Raw genomic sequence first — 22,269 nt, forward strand, 5'->3', positions numbered from 1 at the left:
CAGCCCGGACCACCCGGCGCAAGTCGCGCGGGCGGGCACGGAGCAGGACGGATCGGGACGGATCAGGACGGCCGGTCGTCCTTGAGCCGCTCGTGCAGCGCCGCCTCGTGCCGCGCCTCCTCCGGGCTCAGGGACGGGTCGGGCGTGTCCGCCGGGTCGTACACCCGCCAGACGTCGAGCCCGATGCCGTCATGCCCCGGCGGCACGGGGACGCGCAGCGCCCACTCGATCGCCTCCTCCCGGGACTTGACCTGGATCAGCCAGAACCCGGCGATGAGCTCCTTGGCCTCGGCGAACGGGCCGTCGATCACCCGGGCCTTGCCGTCGCTGTAGGCGATCTGCGCGCCGTGCGAGCTGGCGTAGAGCCCTTCGCCCGCCAGCAGCACGCCGGCCTTCACCAGGGACTCGTTGTAAGCGCGCATGTCGGCGACGAGCTCCGGGCTGGGCAGCACGCCGGCCTCGGTCTCCTCGTTGGCCTTGCCCACGATCATGAACTTCACGGCGGGATCTCCTCCTCCGGACGGCCCTCTGTGAGCCTCCTCGTCGACGCGTCGAACCGGCGGCGGGCGGATCGACACGTGTACGGGGATCTTGTCGGAAAAGCCGGGAGCGCGCACCCTCGGCGAGGATGCGCGCTCCCATGGCGGGTGAACCCCGGCGGGGTCAGGTGCTCGCCATCAGGCGGCATACTCCGGGTAGCCGTAGCCGACGACCTGGGACTTCGGCCGGACCCGCTCCTCGACGGCGCCGTTGCCGGTGTTGCCCTCGATCGTGGAGATCGTGCCGTCCTGGTTGTCCTTGACGACGAAGCCGACATGCTGGATGGCGTTGATGCTCTTGCTGCCGTTCCAGGCGAAGAAGACGACGGCGCCGGGCTTGGGGACCGTGCCCCAGCGGCCGTTGTTGCTGAACCACTTGGCGTGCGTCACGGTGTAGGCGTCCCAGCCGACCTGGGGACGGGCGCCGGTCTGCTCGCCGACCCAGGAGACGAACATCGCGCACCAGGCGGCGTTCAGGTAGGCGGCGGGGTTGCCTCCGTCACGCCTGACGGTCTCCATGGCGCGGGGCGACTGGGCGTACCACTGCTGGAACTTGGTGCCGCCGCCCCGGGCGTTCTCCGAGGTGCCGACCTGCTGCCTGGCGAGCTCCAGGACCTGCGAGGCGGTCACGTTGATCTTGTTGGCGTCGTCCGGCCTGTTCTGCCGGGTCTGCTGGGTCTCCTGGGCGGTGGATCCCGGGTTGGCGTAGGCCGGGACCGCGGCGGTGCCGAGGGCGGTGGCGATGATGGCCGCGCCGAGTGCTGCGCGGAGGTGTTCGGTCTTCAGGGCACGAGCAAGACTGTGCTTCGCCATCGAGGGGGTTTACTCCTTGCTTCCATGCCGCTTACCGGGTTAGCTGACGGGTTCGGACGTGGAAGCTGCCCTACGACGCGCGATGGCGCCGATTCACCCCAAAGGACTGGGTCCCCGGTTCCGCCCTGAGGCGGATTCAGCGGTCACAGGACGGTCCTGTGAACGTGTAGTGCGATGGTTCGGCAACGAACGGACAAACCGGACGTATGCCGCGAATGCCCCACAAGGTAATACAAACGGCAAGAGGATTACAAGTCCATAAACCCCCAGCTAGGAGATTTGCCGGCGAGCGTCGGCCAGGAGCCCCATCATGGCAAGGCTTTCGTCAAGAGGCATGATCGCGCTCTCGGTCCGCCCTTCGGCCAAGGCGTCCCTGACCTCACGGATCTCCCCGGCGTAGCCGTTGTCGGCGGGATCGAGCTCGTGCACCTCCGGCTCCATCGACGGCCCGTTGAGCACGACCCGCCGCGGCGCCCAGAACGGGGTCTCGATGTCGGCACGCATCCCGGTGCCCACCACGCTGGCGGAGTTGGGATAGGAGGCGAGCAGCGAGCAGTCCACCAGGGCCCGCCTGCCGTCCGGGTAGACCAGCGTGCCGCCGGCCTCCGCGTCCACCCCCGAGGGCGCCAGTGAGCCCGACATGGTCAGGCTCGACGGCATGCCGAGGAAGAGCTGGGCCAGCCCGAGCGGGTAGATGCCCAGGTCCAGCAGCGCGCCCCCGCCGAGCTCCGGCGCCCACAGCCGGTGCGCGGGATCGTAGGGCAGCGCGAACCCGAAGGAGGCCTGCACCGAGCGGATCTCCCCGAACCGGGGGTCGGCGGCCAGCAGTTGGATGAGCGGGTTGAAGCGCATCCACATGGCCTCCATGAGGAAGACCCCGGCCTCGCGCGCCAGCCGTACCATCCGCTCGGCGTCGGCGATGGTGGCGGCCAGCGGCTTCTCGCACAGCACCGCCTTGCCCGCCGCGATCGCGGCCTCGGCCACCTCCAGGTGCTGGGCGTGCGGGGTAGCCACGTAGACGGCGTCGACCCCGGGATCGGCGCACAGCTCGGCGTAGGAGCCGTAGGCCGACTCCGCGCCCAGCGTCGCGGCCATCTCCTTGGCCCGGCCGAGGTCGCGGGAGCCGACGGCGGCCACCCGCATCCCCGGTTCGGCGGCGATCACCGCGCCCACGGTCCGCGCGATGCCACCGGTTGCCGCAATGCCCCAGTTCAGTAGTTTCACGCCGGAAGCGTACTGATTTACCCGCTCATGCGGTATCTGGGGGGTTCAGCCGAGCTGGTCGGGGTCGGCGCCGAGCCGCCTGCCACAGTTCAGCGCCCCGATGGCCGCCATGTCCTCATGGTCGAGGGTGAAGTCGAACACCGTGAAGTTCTCCTTGATCCGCGAGGGGGTGACGGACTTGGGGATGACCACGTTGCCCAGCTGGATGTGCCAGCGCAGCACGATCTGGGCGGGCGTGCGGCCGTGCTTCTCCGACAGCACCGCGAGCGCGGGCTCCTCCAGCAGGCCCTTGCCCTGGCCGAGCGGGCTCCACGCCTCGGTGAGGATGCCGTTCGTGTCGTGGAACTCGCGCATCTGCTTCTGCTGGAAGTACGGATGCAGCTCGATCTGGTTGATGCAGGGGATGACGTCGGTCTCGTCCATGAGCCGGGTGAGGGTCCCGACGGTGAAGTTGGACACCCCGATCGCCTTGGCCCGGCCGTCCCGGTAGATCTTCTCCACCTCACGCCAGGCCTGCACGTACCTGTCCTGCTTCGGCGCCGGCCAGTGGATGAGGTAGAGGTCGACGTAGTCCATGCCGAGCCTGGCCAGGCTCTCGTCGAAGGCCTGCGGCACCCGGTCGTGGTCGGAGTTCCACAGCTTGGTGGTGATGAACATCTTCTCGCGCGGGATCCCGGAGGAGCGGACCGCTCGCCCGACGCCCTCCTCGTTCCGGTAAAGCGTGGCGGTGTCGATGTGACGGTAGCCGATCTCCAGTGCGGTCGTCACCGCCCGCTCGGCCTCGTCGTCGGGCACCTGCCAGACGCCGAAGCCGAGTTGCGGGATTTCTACGCCGTCTCGATAAAGCCGTAGCGAGTTCATACCCTCCATTGTTCACGTCCCGTTTCTGACGGCTTAAGCAGGCCGGGCTAGCTTGAAGCGGTCCTGAACGGGCTTTCACAGGGCTGGGAGAACAAGTGGTCAAACAGGCGTCGGCCTGGGTGGAGTCCCCGCTCCAGATGCTGTGCGCCATCGAGGCCCACCATGCGGGGGTGCTGGGGCCGGCCACCGCGGTCGTGCCGCGCGCCAAGCTGCGGGCGCTGAAGGCGACCCGGCGGGAGCTGCGCCACCTCACTCTGCCCGAGGGCCTTGAGCTGGCCGAGCCGCGCGAGCGCATGCCGCACCGCCTGCGGGCCGTCGGCGACGCCTTCTCCGGCAAGGTGCAGCTGCGCTGGCTCACCTCGGTTCCCGGCCGCATCGTGGTCGTGGACGACGGGCTGGCCACGATCCGGCTGCTGGAGCTGCTGGCGGCGGGACCGTACCGGCCGCTGCTGCGCGCGCGAGCCGAGCCGGGAGTGCTCCGTGCGGCGCTGGGGCTGGCCGCGGCCGCCCGGCTGCGCCTCGGGCGCGTCACGGTGTTCACCGCGCTGCCCGTCTCCGACGACCTGGCGCGCGCCGTCGAGCGGGCGGGCGTCGAGCTCGTCCGGCACGACTTCGGCTGGCTGCGCGAGCAGCCGCTCGCCGAGCCGGGACCCGCCGAGCGTACCGTCGTCCTCGGCACCTCCCTGGTCAAGAACGGCCTGGTACGCCGTGACCGCTACCTGCGCTGGCTGATGGACCTGGCCGAGCAGGAGCCGCTCGCCTACTACCCGCACCGCCGGGAGGACCCGGTGGACCTGGCGCTGATCCGGGAGCGTCCCGGCATCACCGTGCACGAGCCCGGTGTGCCCGCCGAGCTGACCCTGCGCGGCCTCGACGCCGGCCAGCGGGTGGTCAGCCTGCCCTCCACCGCGATCTCCTCGCTGCGGGTGCTGCTCGGCCCGCGCGGCGTCACGGTGGAGCCGGTCGACGTGCCCGACGAATGGTGGACCAGCAGGGCGGCTCCCGCGCTGCGCTCGCATCTCACGCAAGTGACACAAGTGACAGGAGTGACGGGGTAGTGAGAGTGCTGGCGGTCGCCGACTCCGACTCGTATCTGAAATGGGCGGCCTGCCTGCTCGGCGACCTGCCGGCGGGCTGCGAGACCGAGCTCGTGGTGGTGCGCACCCCGATCGCCCCGTCACCGGCGCAGATCGCCGCCGCCGTCGGCGAGCGTCCCCCGCCGCCGGTGCTGTCGGCGCGGGCGGTGCGCCGCCTGGCCGAACGGTCCGGTCCCGACGTGATCCTGGTGGCCTGCACTGGGCCGGTCGTGGACGTGCTGGTGGCCGAGGTGCTGCAGGGGCTGCGGCCCCGCCCGGTGTTCGTCACCGGGCTGCCCGGCATCTCGGTGCCCGCCACCGAGAAGGCGTGGCTGTTCCGCAGCGGCTGCGACCTGTTCGTGGTGCACAGCGAGCGTGAGGTGACCGAGTTCGCCGCCATCGCCTCCCGGCTGGGCGGGGGAGGGGCGGTCGGGCTGGCCCGGCTGCCGTTCCTGCGCCCGGAAGCCGCGCGAGCCGGCGGGAACCGGGTGGTGTTCGCCACCCAGGCCAAGGTGCCGCGCGCCCGCGGCGACCGCGAGCGCATCCTGCGCTCCCTGGCCGAGCTGGCCGAGCGCCGGCCGGACCTGGACGTCGTGGTGAAACTGCGCGCCCTGGAGGACGAGCAGCAGACCCACCGTGAGCGCCACCACTACCAGCGGCTCTGGCGTGAGCTGGGCGAGCCGGGCAGGCTGCGGTTCGAGGCGGGCTCGATGCAGGACCAGCTCTCGCGCGCGGCCGGGTTCGTCACCGTCAGCTCCACGGCGGCGCTGGAGGCCATCGCCCAGGACGTGCCGCTGCTGGTGCTCAGCGACTTCGGCGTCAGCGCCCAGATGATCAACGTGGTGTTCGAGGGCAGCGGGCTGCTCGGCACGCTGGAGGAGCTGGCCGAGGGTGACTTCCGCAAGGCGGAGCCGGCGTGGTGCGCCGCCAACTACTTCCACCCCAGCGGGCGCGACGACTGGGCGGGGCTGCTGGCCGGGCTGGTGATCTCCCGGCCCCGGATGCCCGCCAGGTCGCTGCTCGACGGGGCCGAGCACGCCACCGCCCGCCGCCGCGCCCGCCTGCGGGTGGAGATCCCGCCGACCATGCTGCGCGCCGGCCGGCGGGTCCGCCGCTACCTGAAGGTGCGCACCTGAGAACGCTGCCCGAAGATCCTGAAGGCGAAGGCGCGCAGTTGAGAACGTGACGTCACAGGGCCGACCTGAGCCGCTTGCGAAAGCGGCTCATGGCCTTCGGCTTCGGCTCCGGCGGCGCCAGCAGCTCCAGGGCCTCCAGGCGCCTGCGCTTGAAGTAGCGCGGATCGAAGTCGATCGAGTCCGGGCGCAGGCCGGGGTAGGCGTCCGCCTGCATGCAGTAGCCGACCGCGCTCACCAGCGCCTGGATGTCCGTCTCCGCCGGCCGGTCGATGGCGCCGTCGGCCCCCAAGCGGGGGAGCAGGGCGTCGGCGATGGTGACCGGGATCCTGTTGCTGTTCTCGTACGGCGTCAGGCGCTCCAGGATCAGCTCCGTGCCGTGTGTGGCCACCTGGAGGCCGAAGTAGCGGCCGGCCGTGACCAGGGCGGTGGAGAAGCAGCCGACCACCAGCTCGGGGCGGAGCGCGGCGAAGCAGACCTCGGCCGGGACGCTCTCCCCGGCCACCAGCAGCCGCACGCCCAGCGGCGCGGCCGCGGCGCGCAGGAGCTGGGTGTGCCTGCGGCCCGCCGCCGGGTGCGGCTTGAACACGACGCTCTTGTGGCCGCGGGCCGCCAGGCCGCGCAGCATCGCCTCGTGCAGGTCCGCCTCCTCCTGCGGGGTGACGATCTCCAGCGCCGACAGATACTGGCCGAGGATCATCGCCTCGGCGGCGAGCATGTCCGGGGCCGTCGCGGCGACCTCGGCCACCACCGCCAGGAAGGCCGCCTCGGGGATCGTCGCGGCGGGGACGTCGTACTCGGTGAGCAGCAGCGGCGTCAGGCCGGGGACCAGGTCCAGGTGCAGCAGGCGGGTGATGCGCCGGAAGATCTCGGCCGGCAGCGGGTCGCGGGTGGGGCCGTAGCTCATCAGCCCGTCGGAGTAGACCGTGATGGGGCAGTCGCGCACCAGGCCCGCGATCGTGCGGGCCGGCGCGACCGCGATCGACTCCAGCACCAGCTCGTCCACCGTGCCGAGGCCGAGCCGGGCGTTGACGAGGCGCTCCAGCATCGGCACCTCGATCACCCTGGCCCGCCAGTCCGACGGGTGCAGCGGGTAGATCAGGTCGTTCCAGGAGTGCACCTCGTCGAAGCGGGAGCGCAGCACCGCGAAGCCGGGAGCGGCGTCCAGCGGCGTCGCCACCTCGGGGATCGCCGCGTTGTTCGACACCAGCAGCACCTTGCGGCCCGCGCCGAAACGGCCGTCGTCGATGGCCGCGGCCAGCGACATGGCGCCGAACAGGGTCGAGGCGTAGAAGACGGTCGTCATAGGTCCTCCTGGACATGGCGCTTGCGGGAATCGGCGGGCAGGCCGGGCAGCAGCGCCCGCAGCACCGCCTCGCGTTCGGCGGACATCCCCGACACCGCCTCGGCCACCATCGCGGGCGGCAGCGCCCCTGCCAGCTGGGCGCCGCGCTCCTCGAACCGGGCCCGCAGCTCCGGCGTGAACCGGTCGGCCAGCTCCAGATGGTGGGCCAGCAGCGCGCAGAAGTTCCGCACCGCCTTGGGCAGGAACTTCTCCTCCAGGTCCTTGAACACCAGCTCGAAGGCGTCGAAGAAGTGCAGCTGCCGCTCGTCGCCCACCTGCGTCAGCGAGCCGGAGACCTGCCGCCGGTAGAACACCCCGGCCAGTGACACCGCCGCGAACGACGCCGCCTGCGTGTGCAGGCGCCAGATCCACGGCCGGTCCTCCGCCGTGTGCAGCGAGCCGGGAAAGTGCAGCAGGTCGCCCAGCGAGCGGCGGTAGACCCCCGCCCACGCGTACGGGTAGTCCACCATGGTCCGCACCCCGGCGGGCAGGATCGCATCCCGGGGGTCGTGCACCGAGCCCCGCCGCGCCAGCGGGGCCCGGTGCACGACCCGCTTACGGCCCTCCACCTGTACGTGGTCGGTGCGTACGAAGTCGCAGCCGAGCCCGTCGACAGCCTCGACGAGCCGGGCCAGATAGCCGGGGGCGAGCCAGTCATCGCCGTCCATGAACGTGACGTACCGGCCGGACGCCGCCGACAGCCCGGTGTTGCGGGCGTCCGCCAGCCCCAGGGGCACCGGGTTGCGGAGCACCTCCAGGCCGGGCAGGCCGGCGCGGTAGTCGTCGGCGATGTCGCCGGTGGCGTCCACCGACCCGTCGTCCACCACGATGAACTCGAAGTCGTGCCGGGCGTTACGGCAGAGCGAGGCGAGCGCGTCCGCGATGTACCGCTCACCGTCGCGCACCGGCACGACGACCGAGAGAGTGATCAATATGGTCTCCACGCGGGACGCGCCCGCAAAGCCGGAGGGTCGGTCGGACAGATCGGACAGGCTGGATGGTCAGACGGTCACGCGGCGCAGGCGGGCCTTCGGCGCCTCCTCGCCCGGGAAGACGCGCTTGACGCCGTCGCCCATGGCCTGCTCGATGATGCGGATGTCGCGCACCAGGTGCTCCAGCCCGGCGGGCTCCAGGGAGGCCGCGTGGTCCGAGCCCCACATGGTGCGGTCGAGCGTGATGTGCCGCTCCACGCAGACCGCGCCCAGCGTGACCGCGGCCAGGGAGATCTGCAGGCCGCGCTCGTGCCCGGAGTAGCCGACCGGCACGCCGTAGCGCTCCTTGAGCGTGGTGATCGTGCGCAGGTTGGCCTCCTCCGGCGGCAGGGGGTAGGTGGACGTGGCGTGCATCATGATCAGATTGTCGGTGCCGAGGATCTTCACGGCCGCGTCGATCTCCGACAGCGTCGACATGCCGGTCGACAGGATGATCGGCTTGCCGGTGGCGGCCAGGGCGCGCAGCAGCTCGTGGTCCGAGACGCTGGCCGAGGCGACCTTGTGCACCGGTACGTCCATCTCCTCCAGGAACTCCACCGACGGCACGTCCCACGGCGAGGCGAACCAGTGCAGGCCCCGCTCGTCGCAGTACTTGGAGATCTGCCGGTACTCGTCGTGGCCGAACTCGGTACGCTCCTTGTACTCCAGGTAGGTCATCTCGCCCCACGGCGTCTGCCTGATCTGGTCACGCTGCTCGACCGGCACGCAGATCGACGGGGTGCGCTTCTGGAACTTGACCGCCTGGCAGCCCGCGTCGGCGGCCACGTCGATGAGCCGGCGCGCCAGGTCCAGGTCGCCGTTGTGGTTGATGCCGATCTCGCCGATCATGTACACCGGCTCGCCGTCGCCCACCGGGACGTCGCCGATCCGCACCGGGCCGAACCGGGGCCTGGTGGCCTCCGGCGCCGCCTCCTCGGGCACCGGCCGGGCCGCCACGACCCGGTCGCACAGCTCGCGCACCGCGCCCTCGCCGCCCGCCTTGGACAGCACGACCCGGGCGGCGGCCCGCACCCGCGGGTGCGCGTCCGGCACCGCGACCGGCCAGCCGACCTCGGCCATCGGGCCCAGGTCGTTGACGTCGTTGCCGACGTAGGCGACCCGGGCCGGGTCCAGCCCTTCGATGTTCAGCCAGTCGCGCAGCACGGTCCGCTTGTCCGCCAGACCCTGCAGCACGGGCACACCCAGCTTGCGCGCCCGCGCGGCCACCACCGGGTTGTGCTCGGTCGACATGACCAGCACCTTCACCCCGGCCCGCCGCAGCAGCGACACGCCCATCCCGTCGGAGCGGCTGACCAGCACCATCTCGCGGCCGTCGGAGTCGACGTAGGCGCGGTCGTCGGTGTGCACGCCGTCGAAGTCGGTGATGACGGCGTCGACGTCGATCGGCTCGGGCGCGTCCACGAACGGCGCGAGCGCCCGGACGATCTCCAGGTCCTCGGGGGTGTCCACCTCGACGGCGTGCCGGGACGGCACCGTCTGCACGGAGATCTCGCCGAAGAAGCGGTGGCCGTTCTCGCGCAGCCCCGCGGTGCGCATGACGTAGAACGCGCCCGTCTCCCGGAACTGCGCCTCAAGGTCCTGCCTGCGCGGGCGCCGCGACGGGTCGTGGTTGATCCCCTCGCCGGTCGTCGTCCACAGGAACTCGTGCGTCGGCATGCCGGAGAAGACCGCGTCGGCCTCGCCGTCCAGCACCTTGCGCACGGCCGCGGACAGGTCTTCCGGGTCGATGAACGCGCTCGTGCACTGCACCAGCACGACGACCTCGGGCTCCTCGCCGGGCGAGTCGAGCGAGTCGAGGGCGTGCAGCACCGCGGACTCGCTGGACGCGGTCGCGCCGCTCAGCTCCGCGGGCCGGTCCACGATCCGGGCTCCCGCCTGCGCGGCGGCTTCGGCGATGCCCGCGTGGTCGGTGCTGACCACGACCTCGTCCACCAGCTCGGCGCGCAGGCAGGCGCGCACCGCGCGGGCCACCAGCGGCACACCGCCCACAGGGGCGAGGTTCTTCAGGGGTACGCCCGCCGAACCTCCGCGGGCGGGAACTACGGCCAGGACTCGCAACGTGTCTCCTCAGTGCTCCGGGTTGCACCCAGAAGCTAGAGGGACCGGTTGAACTGGCAGCGTCCCCGTCATTAACTTTCCGGGGGGATCGGGTAGAGCGACTCTGGACGGGGTGTGACGGGTTCACACGGCCGGGAGCCGCAGCACGAAGCGGGCGTGGCCCGGGCAGTCCTCCACGCAGATCTGCCCCCGGTGCGCGATCGCGACGTCGCGGGCGATGGCCAGGCCCAGCCCGGTGCCGCCGGCGTCCCGGCTGCGGGCGGCGTCCAGGCGCGCGAAGCGCTCGAAGATGCGCTCCCGGTCCTCCACCGGGATGTACGAGCCGTCGTTCTCCACGGCCAGCACGGCCTGGTCGCCCTCCCGGGTCACGATCACCCGCACCTCGCTGTCCCCGTAGCGCTGGGCGTTGTCCAGCAGGTTCGTCAGCACCCTGGCGAGCTGCATCCTGACCCCCTGGACGGTCACGTCCGGCGACAGCTTCACCTGGACGGGGAGCTGGTCCGTGCGCGCGGCCAGCTCCTGGCGGACCAGCTCGGCCAGGTCCACCCGCTCCATGCCGGCCCGCGAGCCGATCTTGGCCAGCAGCAGCAGGTCGTCGATGATGGCCTCCAGCCGGTCGGTGTCGCGCAGGGCGCCGCGCACCAGGGCCTGCAGGTCGGTGTCGTCCGGGTAGAGCTGCGCGCTCTCCAGCTGGGCGCGCAGCCCGGCGACCGGGGTGCGCAGCTCGTGCGAGGCGTCCGAGGCGAACTGCCGCTGCTGCAGCGCCGCGCGCTCCATCCTGGCCAGGGTGCCGTTGACCGACCGGGCGAGCCGCGCCACCTCACCGTCGCCCGGCGGCTGCGTCACCCGGCGGCTCAGGTCGCTGGCGTTGGCGTCGTCAAGTTCGCCGCGCATGGTCGCCACCGGGCGAAGGGCCCGGCCTGTGGCGACCCAGGCCGCCCCGCCGGCCACCGCGACGAGCGCTGTGAGCTGGGCCGACACGATCACCTCTCTGGTTCGCGCGGACAGCGCGGACGGCGTGCGGCGACCGGCGCGGGCCACGATCCGGCTCAGGCGCCGCCGGGCGTCACCGGCCGCCAGGATCTTCGCCGCCACGGGAGCCGGCACCAGGGCGGCGGCTGCCGAGGTGATGAGGGTGACGCGTCCGCGCGGAGAGCGGGCCCACAGGCGTGACACGCCCCGAGATTACTAACCGGTGTCACCGCCGAATGCCGTGGGAAGGGAAAGTTTGGTCCATGCTGTCGTTGATCATCGCTGCAGCCAGACCGTCGTGTCGGGCGGGATCGCCCCGTCGGCCAGGGGGCCGCTCGACAGCAGCACCCGCCCGCCGAACTCGGTCCGCACCGGCTCCTCGCCGGTGTTGACCACCACGACCAGGCCGGGGGAGCGCTCGATGGCCAGCACGTCCTTGGGGGAGTCCAGCCAGGTCAGCGTGCCGCCGCCGAGCGCGGGGTGCCGCCTGCGGAGGTCGAGCGCGGCCCGGTAGAGGCTCAGCGTGGAGCCGGGGTCGTCCTCCTGCGCCTCGGCCGACAACTGCCGCCAGGAGCCGGGGATCGGCAGCCACGGGTCCTGCCAGCCGCATCCGGGCGAGCCGGTCCACGGCAGCGGCACCCGGCAGCCGTCACGGCTCTCCCCGCTGCGCCGGAACGCCGGGTCCTGCCGCAGCTCGTCGGGCAGGTCGAGCACGTCGGGCAGGCCGAGCTCCTCACCGTTGTAGAGGTAGGCGGAGCCGGGCAGGGCCAGCATGAGCAGCGTGGCCGCCCGGGCACGGGCCAGGCTGCCGTACCGGGTGACGTGGCGGGGTTTGTCGTGATTGGACAGCACCCAGGTGGTGGGCGCCCCCACCAGTTCGGCCTCGGCCAGCGCCTTGTCGATGACCGTACGGAAGGACTTGGCGTGGAAGTCGGCCATCATGAACTCGAACGAGAACGCCTGGTGCAGCTCGTCCGGGCCGACGTAGCGGGCCAGCCGCTCGGCCGAGGACACCCATGCCTCGGCGACCGCCATCCGCCCGCCCGGGTAGGAGTCGAGGATCGGCCGCCACTCGCGGTAGATGTCGTGCACGCCGTCCTGGTCGAAGTACGGCACCTGCTCGTCGCCGAGCATCTCGGCCTGGCGGCCCTCCTTCGGCCCCACGTCCGGCAGCCCGGCCGCCTTGATCATGCCGTGCGCCACGTCGATCCGGAACCCGTCGACGCCGCGGTCCAGCCAGAACCGCAGGATGTCCCGGAACTCGGCCCGGACCTCCGGGTTCTCCCAGTTGAGGTCCGGCTGCTCGGGCGCGAACAGGTGGAGATACCACTGCCCGTCCGCGACCTGGGTCCACGCCGATCCGCCGAAGATCGACTCCCAGTCGTTGGGCCGGTCGCGGAAGATGTAACGGTCGCGCAGCCCGGCCTGGAACCAGGGGTGCCGGTCGGAGGAGTGGTTCGGCACCAGGTCCACGATCACCCTGATGCCCAGCGCGTGCGCGTCCGCGACCAGCGCGTCGAAGTCGGCGAGCACGCCGAAGACGGGATCGACGTCGCGGTAGTCGGCCACGTCGTAGCCGCCGTCGGCCATCGGCGAGGTGTAGAAGGGGCTCAGCCAGATGGCGTCCACGCCGAGCCGGCTCAGGTAGCCGAGCTTGCCGCGCACCCCGGCCAGATCCCCTACGCCGTCGCCGTTCGCGTCGGCGAAACTGCGCGGGTAGACCTGGTACACGACGGCGTCCCGCCACCAGTCGTCGTTGTCGAGCATGGTGCTCCTTCTCCCATAATGTCCGAGATGTCCTGGTGCAGGATCGCGTGCCGGCCGCAACGGGTCAAGCGTAATTTGCGGCAAGTTGCAGAACCCTCTGACGCTGCTATTCGTGTGGTTCTGTCGTCCCCAGTGGTGAGGATCCGGTAACTCCCGTTTGCAACTTCTTCCAATTCTTGCAAAGAGTCGCTAACGTCCCGGACACATAAGCCGCGAAAGCGGTCAGCTTGGGTCTTTTTGGCGGTGGCGCCGTGCGGCGTCGCCGCTCCCTCCGTGACCTCAGGAGGTCTCATGCGTACGCGCGCTCTGAGTACGGCCGCTCTGGTGATTCTGGCTTTATCCGCCACGGCCTGCGGCGGCTCCGACCCGGCGGCGCCCTCGGCGGCGCCCAGCGGCTCCGCCCCCGCCACCGGCCAGGGCAGCGGCACGCTCGTCATCTGGGCCGACCCCAACCGGGTGAAGGCACTCCGGCCCTTCGCCGAGCAGTTCGGCACCGAGAACGGCGTGACCGTCGAGGTGAAGGAGATCAGCAAGGACAACCAGCAGACCTTCATCACCGCCTCCCAGCAGGGCAGCGGCCCGGACGTCATGATCGGCGCGCACGACTGGATCGGCAACCTGGTGCAGAACGGCGCCATCGACCCCGTCAACCTCACCGAGGCGCAGAAGGCCGCCTTCCCCGAGATCGCCATGAAGGCCGTCACCTTCGACGGCCAGACCTACGGCGCCCCCTACGCGGTGGAGAACATCGCCCTGATCCGCAACACCGACCTCGCCCCCGACGCCCCCGAGACCATCGAGGACCTGGTCGAGCAGGGTAAGAAACTCAAGGCAGACGGCAAGGTCAAGGAGGTGCTCTGCCTGCCCGTCACCCAGAAGGGCGACGCCTTCCACGCCTACCCGATCTTCGCCGCCGGCGGCGGCTCGCTGTTCGGCGCCACCCCCTCCGGCGACCCCGACCCCAAGCAGGTCAAGCTCGACTCGCCCGGCTCGGTCAAGGCGTTCGAGAAGCTGAGAGCCCTCGGCGAGAAGGGCGACGGCGCCCTCAAGACGTCGATCACCAACGAGAACTACATCGTCAACTTCGCCGCGAAGAAGTGCGCGTACCTCATCTCCGGCCCGTGGGCGATGACCGACGTGAAGAAGGGCGGCTTCGGCTACGACATCACGCCCGTCCCGTCCTTCGAGGGCGGCGAGCCCGCCACCCCGTTCGTCGGCGTGCAGACGTTCTTCGTCGCCGCCAAGGGCAAGAGCAAGGCCCTCGCCCAGGAGTTCGTCACCAACTACGTGACCGACAAGGACGTGGCGAAGGCGCTGTACGACGCCGACCCCCGGCCCCCGGCGCTGACCGAGGCGCTGGAAGAGGTCAAGGCGACCGACGCCGACGCCGGCAAGTTCATGGACGCCGGCAAGGACGGCGTGCCGATGCCCGCCATCCCCGAGATGCAGGCCGTCTGGCAGCCGTTCGGCATCGCGGAGGCGGCGGTCGTCAAGGGCGGCGACGCCGCCAAGGCCGCCGCGGCCGCGCAGAAGGCCATCGACGGCGCGCTCAAGAACTGACCCGGGAATGGCTCCGGACGCGCGCGAGACCGTGAGAAGCGGGCCGCGCCGCACCATCACCACCGCCTTCGTGGTGAGCAGGATCGTGGTCCTCGCCGTGGCGGCCGCGATCCTGCTCTACGCGGCGCCGCCGCTGCTCGCCGCCGAGTCCTGGGCAGGACTCGGCGTGCTCGCCGCCGCCACCGCCGTCATCGGCTACCTCTACCTGACCCCCCGGCACGTCCCGGCCAAGTACCTCGTCCCCGGCACCGTCTTCCTCATCGCCTTCCAGATCTTCCCCGTGCTCTACACGGTGAGCACCGCCTTCACCAACTTCGGCGACGGTCACCGGGGGGACAAACAGGCCGCCGTCACCGCCATCGAGACCGGCTCGGTACGGCAGGCGCCCGGTTCGCCCGAGTACGACCTCACCGTCGCCCTGCGCGGGCGGGAGCTGGTGTTCCTGCTCGCCGACCCGGACACCGGGCAGGTCCGGCTCGGCACCGCCGACGGCCTGTCGCCGCTGCCCGGCGCGCAGGTCGGGGTGACCGGCAAGGTGCTGCGAGCCCCCGGCGTCACCGTGCTCACCACCCCCCAGGCGGCCGCGCGCGGGCCGGAGATCTCCGCCCTGTCCGTGCCCACCCCCGACGGGGCAATCAAGGCCAACGGGCTGAGCCGCGCCGTCGAGGGCAAGGCCGCGCTCGTCTACGACGCCGGCTGCGACTGCGTGCGCGGCGACGGGGACACCTGGACGGCCGACGACCGCCAGGGCTACTTCGTCAACGCCGCGGGCGCGCACCTGGCCCAGGGATGGCAGGTCAACGTCGGGTTCGACAACTTCACCCGGGTGCTGGCCGACCCCACCATCTCCGGCTACTTCCTGGGCGTGTTCGGGTGGAACACGGCGTTCGCGCTGGCCTCCGTCGCCGGCACCTTCGTCCTCGGCATGGCCGTGGCGCTCGCCCTGCACCACCCCCGGATGCGCGGCACCACGGTCTACCGGATCGCGCTCATCCTGCCCTACGCCATGCCCTCGTTCGCGATGCTGCTGGTCTGGCGCGACCTGTTCAACCGCGACTTCGGCCTCATCAACCAGCTCCTCGGGCTGGACGTGGACTGGATGGGCCAACCGGCCACCGCCAGGCTCGCGGTGATCCTGGTCAACCTCTGGCTCGGCTTCCCGTACATGTTCCTCGTCACCACCGGCGCGCTGCAGGCGATCCCGCGCGAGCTGACCGAGGCCGCCTCCCTCGACGGCGCCACCCCCTGGCAGGGCTTTCGCCGGGTGACGCTGCCGCTGCTGCTGGTGGCGCTGACGCCGCTGCTCATCTCGTCGTTCGCGTTCAACTTCAACAACTTCAACGCCATCGCGCTCACCAGCGACGGCGGGCCGTTCCCGGCCGAGAACCCGCAGGTCGGAGCCACCGACCTGCTGATCACCTACACGTTCAGGCTGGCCTTCGGCACGGGCGGGGCGCAGTTCGGGTTCGCCGCCGCGATCTCGGTGTTCATCTTCGCCATCGTGGCCGTCATCTCGGCCGTGGCCTTCAGGCGGACGCGCAAGCAGGAGGAGGTGTACGCGTGAAGCTCGCCCTGAGACACGTGTTCGTGCTGGTCGTGTGCGCGTTCGCGGTGTTCCCCGTGCTGTTCGTGATCTCCGCGGCGATCAACCCGCTCGGCACCCTCGCCTCCACCGAGCTGCTGCCCACGGGGGCGAGCCTGGCCAACTTCGGCGACCTGTTCTCCTCCGACGTGTACCCCTTCGGCAGATGGTTCGCCAACTCGGTGCTCATCGCCCTGCTGTCGTCGTTCGCGAGCCTGCTGCTGTCGATGTGCGCCGCCTACGCCTTCAGCCGGATGCGCTTCGCCGGGCGGCGGGCCGGGCTGCTGGCGCTGCTGCTGATCCAGATGTTCCCGCAGTTCCTCGCCATCGTGACCATCTTCATGATCTTCACCAGGGTGACCGAGCTCTACCCCGCCTTCGGCTTCGACACCGTCTGGGGGCTCATGCTGCTCTACCTCGGCGGCGCGCTGGGCGTGAACACCTGGCTGATGAAGGGCTTCCTCGACACCGTGCCGAAGGAGCTCGACGAGGCCGCCACCGTCGACGGCGCCACGCACGCGCAGATCTTCTGGCGGATCATCATGCCGCTGGTCACGCCGATCCTGGCGGTCACCTCCCTGCTCGCCTTCATCGGGATCATGAGCGAGTTCCTCATGGCGAGCGTCTTCCTGCGCGACCCGGAGAGCAAGACGCTCGCGGTGGGCATGTACGGGATGATCGCGGGGGACCAGCGCAACGCCAACTTCGGCATGTTCGCCGCCGGCACGCTGCTCACCGCGATCCCGACCGTCGGCGTCTTCCTCTGGCTGCAGAAGTACATCGTCTCCGGGCTCACCGCCGGAGCCGTCAAAGGATAGGTTTCCATGCGCTTCCTGGACGATCCACACCACGACGGCTCGGCCCTGTACGTCTCATCGCAGACGCCTCGGCTCGGCGACACGGTGACCGTCCGGGTGCGGGCGCCGCGGGCCGCCGGGGTCACCGGCGTGCTCGTCCGCGTCGTACAGGATGGCGAGCCGCGTTACGCGCGCGCGGCCGTCGCCACCGGCGTCAGCCCCGGCGGGTACGGGCGCACCGACGTCTGGTGGCAGGCCGAGATCGTCGCCGCCAACCCCGTCACCCGCTACCGCTTCCTGCTGTCGACGCCCCGCGGCCGGCAGTGGCTCACCGCGGCCGGGCCGGTGACGCACGACCTGACCGACGCGAGCGACTTCCGGCTCGTGTGCCACGACCCGCCGCCGGCGTGGATGCGCGACTCGATCGTCTACCAGATCTTCCCCGACCGCTTCGGCCGGTCGGGCACCGAGCGCGAGCCACCCTCCTGGGCGCTGCCCAGCCGATGGGACCACGATCCGGTCATCCCCAGCGGCCCCGGCACCTCCCGGCAGCTCTACGGCGGCGACCTCGGCGGCATCGTCCCCCACCTGGATCACGTCCGGAGCCTCGGCGCCGACACCGTCTACCTGACCCCGGTCTTCCCCGCCCGCTCCAACCACCGCTACGACGCCGCCGCCTTCGACCGGATCGACCCCCTGCTCGGCGGCGACCAGGCGCTGCACCGGCTCGCCGGCGCCCTGCACGCGCGCGGCATGCGGCTGATCGGCGACATCGTCACCAACCACACCGGCGACGCGCACCCCTGGTTCACCGCCGCGATGTCCGACGCGCACGCGCCCGAGCGCGAGATGTACCACATCGACCCCGTCACCGGCGACTACGAGGCCTGGTGGGGCGTCAAGTCGCTGCCCAAGCTCGACTGGGGCAGCGAGCTCGTACGGACCCGCATGCGCGAGACGCTGACCCGGTGGGTGCCGCCGTTCGACGGCTGGCGCGTGGACGTCGCCAACATGACCGGCCGCCGCGCCGCCGCCGACCACACCCACGAGGCCGCCGCCCTGCTGAGGCGGGCGCTGCCGGCCACCGCCGCCCTCATCGCCGAGCACAGCCACGACGCCTCACCCGACCTCGACCGCGACGGCTGGCACGGCACCATGAACTACGGCGGCTTCACCCGCCCCGTGTGGGCCTGGCTGCGCGGCGACGACCTGGACCTGGACCACTTCCTCGGCGTCCCCGGCGGCGTGCCGCGCCACGACGGCCGCGACACCCTGGCGACGTTCCGCTCCTTCGCCTCGCACATGTCCTGGCGCTCGTACGTCCACTCCTGGCAGCTGCTCGACTCCCACGACACCTCACGCGTCCGCACCGTCACCGGCTCCCGCGAGCGCCACCTGATCGCGCTCGGGCTGCAGGCCACCCTGCCGGGCACGCCGATGGTGTTCGCCGGCAGCGAGTACGGCCTGACCGGCGTGAACGGTGAGCACTCGCGTACCCCGATGCCCTGGAACCGCCCCGCCGACCAGGACCTCGCCACCCTGGCGAGCTATCGCGACCTGCTCGGCCTGCGCCGCGCCGAGCCCGCGCTGCGCCACGGCGGCCTGCGCTGGCTGCATGCCGACGCCGACTGCCTGGTCTTCGCCCGCGAATGCGAACAGGACACGCTGCTGGTGTGCGCGCGCCGGGGGCCCGGCTCACCGCTGCGGTTCGAGGGGCGGATGGAGACGGTTTATAACTCTTCTGACAGGGACGTGCTGGCAGGCGCGGGACCGGCGTTGCTCGTGTGGCGTCCCGGCGGCTGATCACGCTACGGTGGCACAACCCATTCACTTTTGAACAAGATAGTGGTGTGCTCGATGAGGTTGCTGTCCGTGGCCGTCATGGTCTCGCTCCTGCCCGCCGCCGTGCCGCTCGGGGGCGTCGCGCACGCCGGCACCACCTACTACGTCGACTCCAAGGCGGGCGACGACGCGGCCGCGGGCACCAGCGCCACCACGCCGTGGAAGTCCCTGGAGGCGGTCAACGCGGCGGACCTCAAGCCGGGCGACATCGTCAGCGTCAAGCGCGGCAGCAGCTTCACCGGCCCGCTCACCCTGTCGGCAGACGGCACCGCGGCCAAGCCCATCGTCGTGCGGGCCTACGGCACCGGCAAGCCCGCCAAGATCACCGGCCGGACCTCGGCCTGCGTCGTCGTCAGCGGCGACCACTGGCACGTCAGCGGGCTGCGCGCCACCAACTGCCAGTGGGCCGGATTCGAGATCAGCGGTGACGGCAACGTGCTGTCCGACGTGCGAGCCGACCACAACGTCACCGGCGTGTCCATCACCCACACCGGCGCCCGCAACACCGTCAAGGACAGCGAGCTCATCGACAACAACCGGATGAGCGTCAATGACAAGGGCGGCGACGACGACTCCGGCGCCTTCGGCATCCTCCTCAACGGCGACGACAACCTCGTCGCCGACAACACGATCTCCGGCAGCCACGCCAAGAGCCACGACTACGGCATCGACGGCGCCGCCATCGAGATCTTCAGCGGCAACCGCAACCGGGTCCTGCGCAACACCTCGCACAACAACAACACCTTCAGCGAGCTCGGCGCCAAGAAGGGCGACACCGCCACCGGCAACCTGTTCGCCTTCAACGTCGTCACCTCCTCGCTCAAGATCGGCTCCTTCCTCGTCACCCGCGGCCCCGGGCACATCGTCGGGCCGGTCAAGGGCACCGTCGTCGTGCACAACTCCGTCTACATGCCGGCCAGGAAGACGATCGGCTGGTCCTGCCACGACGGCTGCTCCCCGTCCATCCTCAAGGTCCGCAACAACGTCATCGCCGTGGGCGGCGAGGCCGGCTACGAAGACGGCAAGGGAGCCGACGAGGCGGGCAACGTCTACCGGGCGCGCACCGCCAAGTTCACCCTCGGCTCCCGCTCCGTCATGGCCGACCCGCGCTTCGTCTCCCGCGGCGATCTGCGGCTGCGGCCCGGCTCCCCGGCGCGGGAGCGCGCGGTCCGGCTGACGCCCGCCTGGTTCGGCGGGGCGGCCTTCGCCAAGGACATCAACGGCAAGCCGCTGCCCTCGGCGCCGCACGCGGGCGCCTACCAGGGCTGACCCCGCCTCTCGGCGGGTGCTACGCAGACTGCCAGCGGGAGAGGATGGCCTCGTCGAGCTCGGTGCGCCAGGCCGGCTCCTCGGGGTCGGCGTAGGGCAGCCAGCGGTCGTAGTCCGGGGTGTCGGGGGAGACGTCGCGGGTGCCGTGGACGCGGGTGCCGTCGTCCAGGACGGCGGTGGTGGGGACACGCAGGGTGCCGCCCGGGAGCATGAGCACGGTCATGGGGCGTCCCTCCTCCTGGTGTCCCGTGAGGCAGCCAGCATAGCCGCCGGCGCCGGGCGCGGGTCGTGGTCAGCCGATCCCATACCGTTCGGACATCCAGTGGTAGACCTGGTGCGCGGTGTGCTCGTCGTCGCCGAGCAGGCGGATGAGACGGCTGGGGCGCCGGATGAGCACGCACGCGAAACTCTCCGCGAACAGTTCCGAGACGTCCTCCCGGTAAGGGGGAGCGAGGTGGGGGCGGCGCAGCGCGTGCAGCACGACCCACCACTTGTCGGCGGAGGGACGCCCGTCGCAGTCGTCGATGGCGTGGCCGAGCTCGTGGCCGCAGACACTCACGGAGGGTGACGGGACGCTGCCGATGGCGATGCGGCGCAGGGCCGGGTCGTAGACGCCGGCGCTACGCTCCCAGGTGCCCTGCTGCTGGGGGAGCGGGATGGCCCGGAGCTTCTCGAAGTCGGGCAGGTCGGGGACGGCGCCGGGGCCGACGACGAGGCCCCCGCTGAGGTGGTCGGCCAGGCGCAGGCCGAGCGCCCGGGGGACGGCTGCCAGGGTCATGATGGCCAGCAGTGATTCGGGCGGCGGGAAGGTGCCGGGCTCCCACATGCGCGTCAGCCGGTGCTCCAGGACACCGACATGCAGCCATCCTGGCCATCTTCTCCTGCGCCTCACCACACCGCGCTCTCTGCACGTCCGTCCCGCGGCCACCCTCCGTAGCCGGGATCAATGATTGCGTATTTGTCAGCGACGAGCGGCGGATCGCGCCAACGACATGCTTGAACCGAAAAATCTTCCGAAAATGACTCTGCCCGAGGTTGTCGATCCGCGGGTTCACCGTACGACGCTCGGATGGAACCTTCCCGGCGAAAGGAGACGAATCGATGGACTGGAAGATCGAGGTGATACCCGTTCCGGTGGCGGACGTGGAGAAGGCGAAGGCGTTCTACAGCGAACAGGTGGGATTCGTGGTGGACCATGACACGCGGACGACCGAGGAGACGCGGATCGTGCAGCTGACGCCGCCCGGTTCGGGCTGCTCGATCGTGATCGGCGCGCCCACCGGCATGGCGCCGGGCTCGCTGCAGGGGGTGCAGATCGTGGTGGACGACCTCGACGCCGCGCGGGCGCGGCTCGCCGAGGGCGGCGTCGAGGCCGGCACGATCAAGCACTACGACAAGGACGGCGGCCTGGCCGAGGGGCGGGGCGGCCGCTGGAACGCGTTCGTGTTCTTCAACGATCTGGACGGGAACGGCTGGGTCCTGCAGGAGCGGGGCTGAGGTCAGGGCTGAGGTCAGGGCTGAGGTCACGGGTACGGTCCGGCGGCGGCGGCCGCCGGATCGGGATCGGCATCTCGCTCGCTTGAGCGCGTCGAGGAAGGGAAGATGGTCGGGGGAATACCGCGCATAAGTGCTTGCCGTGCACTGGTCGACAAGTCCGGATATGTCCGTTCATGCTGGGAAATACCGCAGCATGTGTGACATGTCCGTGGAACATGCTGGAAACCTTTCCACGGCACTGTGAGAGCGTCTGGAAAGGGGGCGGCAATGCTGCTGCGACTGAGGGTGTCGCTGCCGGACCAGCCCGGAGGACTGGGCAGGGTGGCGAAGGTACTCGGCACCTTGGGCGCCGACATCTTGCAGGTGACCGTGCTCGAACGCGAGGCCGGCCGGGCGGTGGACGACTTCACCGTCTCCTGGCCCGGCGCGGCGAGCACCGGCGAGGTCCGCGACCGCTTCTCGGCGGTGCCCGGCGTGCGGGTCGAAGGCGTGTGGGCGACGCGCGAGGTGCCCGGTTCCGCCCCCGACTACGACCTGCTCATGCACGTGGCCGCCGAGCCGTCCCGCGGCCTGGCGACGCTGGTCGACGCGCTGCCGATGCTGTGCGGCGCCGAGTGGTCCGTCGCCTACTGCGACGGCGCCGTACGGCACGCCTCGCTGGCCGCCCCCGACTACATCGACCTGCCCGAGCCGCCGCCCAGGGCCGCCACCCTGGACACCGAGAAGCTGCGCCTGATGCTGCTGCCGGTGGTCACGCACGGGCTGCACGTGCTCGTGGCGCGCGCCGACGGGCCGGTGTTCCACCGCGCCGAGCTCGAACGCGCGGTGCGGATCGTGGACGTGGTCTCGACGCTGGCGGCCCGCGCGCGGACGCCTGTGATTGACCCGCAAAACTCCGGCTGATTAACGTGAGCGGTCTGAGCAGCGCATCGAGGAGCCGCC

20 protein-coding genes and 1 riboswitch are annotated in these 22,269 nt (G+C 71.1%); of the genes, 9 read left to right on the forward strand and 11 right to left on the reverse strand.

Annotated elements, in window-relative coordinates:
• Positions 1-62 precede the first annotated feature (62 nt).
• The 4 genes from ACTMTF_RS03645 to ACTMTF_RS03660 form a co-directional block, all read right to left on the reverse strand.
• Entirely contained in the window at positions 63-491 is a 429-nt protein-coding gene (locus ACTMTF_RS03645; protein ID WP_441109818.1) for a YciI family protein, read from the reverse strand.
• Between the two features lie 186 nt (positions 492-677).
• Positions 678-1,352 (reverse strand): CHAP domain-containing protein, encoded by a 675-nt coding sequence (locus ACTMTF_RS03650; protein WP_441109204.1) that lies wholly within the window; start codon positions 1,350-1,352, stop codon positions 678-680.
• Between the two features lie 13 nt (positions 1,353-1,365).
• A riboswitch (cyclic di-AMP (ydaO/yuaA leader) is annotated at positions 1,366-1,504 on the reverse strand.
• Between the two features lie 118 nt (positions 1,505-1,622).
• On the reverse strand, positions 1,623-2,576 hold the full coding sequence (locus ACTMTF_RS03655) for a Gfo/Idh/MocA family protein (protein WP_441109205.1): 954 nt from the start codon (positions 2,574-2,576) through the stop codon (positions 1,623-1,625).
• Between the two features lie 45 nt (positions 2,577-2,621).
• Entirely contained in the window at positions 2,622-3,437 is an 816-nt protein-coding gene (locus ACTMTF_RS03660) for an aldo/keto reductase (protein WP_441109206.1), read from the reverse strand.
• Between the two features lie 95 nt (positions 3,438-3,532).
• Here ACTMTF_RS03660 and ACTMTF_RS03665 point away from each other — a divergent pair, with 95 nt between their 5' ends.
• Both ACTMTF_RS03665 and ACTMTF_RS03670 read left to right on the forward strand, forming a co-directional pair.
• Entirely contained in the window at positions 3,533-4,495 is a 963-nt protein-coding gene (locus tag ACTMTF_RS03665) for a hypothetical protein (RefSeq protein ID WP_441109207.1), read from the forward strand.
• Positions 4,495-5,649 carry a DUF6716 putative glycosyltransferase gene (locus ACTMTF_RS03670; protein ID WP_397000216.1) on the forward strand — a complete coding sequence of 385 codons (1,155 nt, stop codon included), beginning with the start codon at positions 4,495-4,497 and terminating at the stop codon, positions 5,647-5,649. Before ACTMTF_RS03665 ends, ACTMTF_RS03670 begins: the two co-directional genes overlap by 1 nt.
• Before the next feature lie 52 nt (positions 5,650-5,701).
• On the opposite strand, the gene ACTMTF_RS03675 is transcribed toward ACTMTF_RS03670, so the two are convergent.
• From ACTMTF_RS03675 to ACTMTF_RS03695, 5 genes are all read right to left on the reverse strand, one after another.
• Positions 5,702-6,952, reverse strand: a complete 1,251-nt coding sequence (locus ACTMTF_RS03675) for a polysialyltransferase family glycosyltransferase (RefSeq protein WP_441109208.1) — start codon at positions 6,950-6,952, stop codon at positions 5,702-5,704.
• The gene (locus tag ACTMTF_RS03680) at positions 6,949-7,923 is read right to left on the reverse strand and encodes a glycosyltransferase family 2 protein (RefSeq protein ID WP_441109209.1); all 975 of its coding nucleotides are present in this window, start codon (positions 7,921-7,923) and stop codon (positions 6,949-6,951) included. The genes ACTMTF_RS03675 and ACTMTF_RS03680 overlap by 4 nt, the downstream gene beginning before the upstream one ends.
• Before the next feature lie 69 nt (positions 7,924-7,992).
• Positions 7,993-10,041 (reverse strand): N-acetylneuraminate synthase family protein, encoded by a 2,049-nt coding sequence (locus tag ACTMTF_RS03685; protein WP_441109210.1) that lies wholly within the window; start codon positions 10,039-10,041, stop codon positions 7,993-7,995.
• A gap of 123 nt (positions 10,042-10,164) precedes the next feature.
• Positions 10,165-11,217: a sensor histidine kinase gene (locus ACTMTF_RS03690; protein WP_441109211.1), complete on the reverse strand. Its 1,053-nt coding sequence runs from the start codon at positions 11,215-11,217 to the stop codon at positions 10,165-10,167.
• Between the two features lie 72 nt (positions 11,218-11,289).
• Positions 11,290-12,780 (reverse strand): glycoside hydrolase family 13 protein, encoded by a 1,491-nt coding sequence (locus ACTMTF_RS03695; RefSeq protein ID WP_441109212.1) that lies wholly within the window; start codon positions 12,778-12,780, stop codon positions 11,290-11,292.
• 291 nt (positions 12,781-13,071) lie between these two features.
• Here ACTMTF_RS03695 and ACTMTF_RS03700 point away from each other — a divergent pair, with 291 nt between their 5' ends.
• From ACTMTF_RS03700 to ACTMTF_RS03720, 5 genes are read left to right on the forward strand one after another with little or no spacing between them, the layout of a single operon-like run.
• Positions 13,072-14,340, forward strand: a complete 1,269-nt coding sequence (locus ACTMTF_RS03700) for a sugar ABC transporter substrate-binding protein (RefSeq protein WP_441109213.1) — start codon at positions 13,072-13,074, stop codon at positions 14,338-14,340.
• A 7-nt stretch (positions 14,341-14,347) separates the two neighbouring features.
• Positions 14,348-15,904 (forward strand): ABC transporter permease subunit, encoded by a 1,557-nt coding sequence (locus ACTMTF_RS03705; protein WP_441109214.1) that lies wholly within the window; start codon positions 14,348-14,350, stop codon positions 15,902-15,904.
• Positions 15,901-16,740, forward strand: a complete 840-nt coding sequence (locus ACTMTF_RS03710; RefSeq protein WP_397000200.1) for a sugar ABC transporter permease — start codon at positions 15,901-15,903, stop codon at positions 16,738-16,740. Before ACTMTF_RS03705 ends, ACTMTF_RS03710 begins: the two co-directional genes overlap by 4 nt.
• 6 nt (positions 16,741-16,746) lie before the next feature.
• On the forward strand, positions 16,747-18,522 hold the full coding sequence (locus tag ACTMTF_RS03715; protein ID WP_441109215.1) for a glycoside hydrolase family 13 protein: 1,776 nt from the start codon (positions 16,747-16,749) through the stop codon (positions 18,520-18,522).
• A 54-nt stretch (positions 18,523-18,576) separates the two neighbouring features.
• Entirely contained in the window at positions 18,577-19,830 is a 1,254-nt protein-coding gene (locus ACTMTF_RS03720; RefSeq protein ID WP_441109216.1) for a hypothetical protein, read from the forward strand.
• A gap of 19 nt (positions 19,831-19,849) precedes the next feature.
• Here the strand turns inward: ACTMTF_RS03720 and ACTMTF_RS03725 are convergent, their stop codons facing one another.
• Together ACTMTF_RS03725 and ACTMTF_RS03730 are read right to left on the reverse strand one after the other, a co-directional pair.
• Positions 19,850-20,053, reverse strand: coding sequence for a hypothetical protein (locus ACTMTF_RS03725; RefSeq protein WP_441109217.1), 204 nt, complete (start codon positions 20,051-20,053; stop codon positions 19,850-19,852).
• A 69-nt stretch (positions 20,054-20,122) separates the two neighbouring features.
• Positions 20,123-20,725 carry a hypothetical protein gene (locus tag ACTMTF_RS03730; protein ID WP_397000192.1) on the reverse strand — a complete coding sequence of 201 codons (603 nt, stop codon included), beginning with the start codon at positions 20,723-20,725 and terminating at the stop codon, positions 20,123-20,125.
• A 206-nt stretch (positions 20,726-20,931) separates the two neighbouring features.
• On the opposite strand from ACTMTF_RS03730, the gene ACTMTF_RS03735 reads away from it, so the two are divergent.
• Both ACTMTF_RS03735 and ACTMTF_RS03740 read left to right on the forward strand, forming a co-directional pair.
• The gene (locus ACTMTF_RS03735; protein ID WP_441109218.1) at positions 20,932-21,327 is read left to right on the forward strand and encodes a VOC family protein; all 396 of its coding nucleotides are present in this window, start codon (positions 20,932-20,934) and stop codon (positions 21,325-21,327) included.
• Between the two features lie 267 nt (positions 21,328-21,594).
• Complete coding sequence (locus ACTMTF_RS03740; protein WP_441109219.1) at positions 21,595-22,230, forward strand: amino acid-binding protein; 636 nt, start codon at positions 21,595-21,597, stop codon at positions 22,228-22,230.
• Positions 22,231-22,269: the final 39 nt, after the last annotated feature.

The organism is Nonomuraea sp. ZG12, from assembly GCF_052068115.1.
GTDB lineage: Bacteria > Actinomycetota > Actinomycetes > Streptosporangiales > Streptosporangiaceae > Nonomuraea.

Coding starts and splice junctions, on each gene's coding strand:
- ACTMTF_RS03740 (WP_441109219.1), top strand. CDS start 21,595: ATGCTGCTGCGACTGAGGGTGTCGCTGCCGGACCAGCCCGGAGGACTG.
- ACTMTF_RS03715 (WP_441109215.1), top strand. CDS start 16,747: ATGCGCTTCCTGGACGATCCACACCACGACGGCTCGGCCCTGTACGTC.
- ACTMTF_RS03675 (WP_441109208.1), bottom strand. CDS start 6,952: ATGACGACCGTCTTCTACGCCTCGACCCTGTTCGGCGCCATGTCGCTG.
- ACTMTF_RS03705 (WP_441109214.1), top strand. CDS start 14,348: ATGGCTCCGGACGCGCGCGAGACCGTGAGAAGCGGGCCGCGCCGCACC.
- ACTMTF_RS03645 (WP_441109818.1), bottom strand. CDS start 491: ATGATCGTGGGCAAGGCCAACGAGGAGACCGAGGCCGGCGTGCTGCCC.
- ACTMTF_RS03650 (WP_441109204.1), bottom strand. CDS start 1,352: ATGGCGAAGCACAGTCTTGCTCGTGCCCTGAAGACCGAACACCTCCGC.
- ACTMTF_RS03695 (WP_441109212.1), bottom strand. CDS start 12,780: ATGCTCGACAACGACGACTGGTGGCGGGACGCCGTCGTGTACCAGGTC.
- ACTMTF_RS03700 (WP_441109213.1), top strand. CDS start 13,072: ATGCGTACGCGCGCTCTGAGTACGGCCGCTCTGGTGATTCTGGCTTTA.
- ACTMTF_RS03720 (WP_441109216.1), top strand. CDS start 18,577: ATGAGGTTGCTGTCCGTGGCCGTCATGGTCTCGCTCCTGCCCGCCGCC.
- ACTMTF_RS03735 (WP_441109218.1), top strand. CDS start 20,932: ATGGACTGGAAGATCGAGGTGATACCCGTTCCGGTGGCGGACGTGGAG.
- ACTMTF_RS03725 (WP_441109217.1), bottom strand. CDS start 20,053: ATGACCGTGCTCATGCTCCCGGGCGGCACCCTGCGTGTCCCCACCACC.
- ACTMTF_RS03660 (WP_441109206.1), bottom strand. CDS start 3,437: ATGAACTCGCTACGGCTTTATCGAGACGGCGTAGAAATCCCGCAACTC.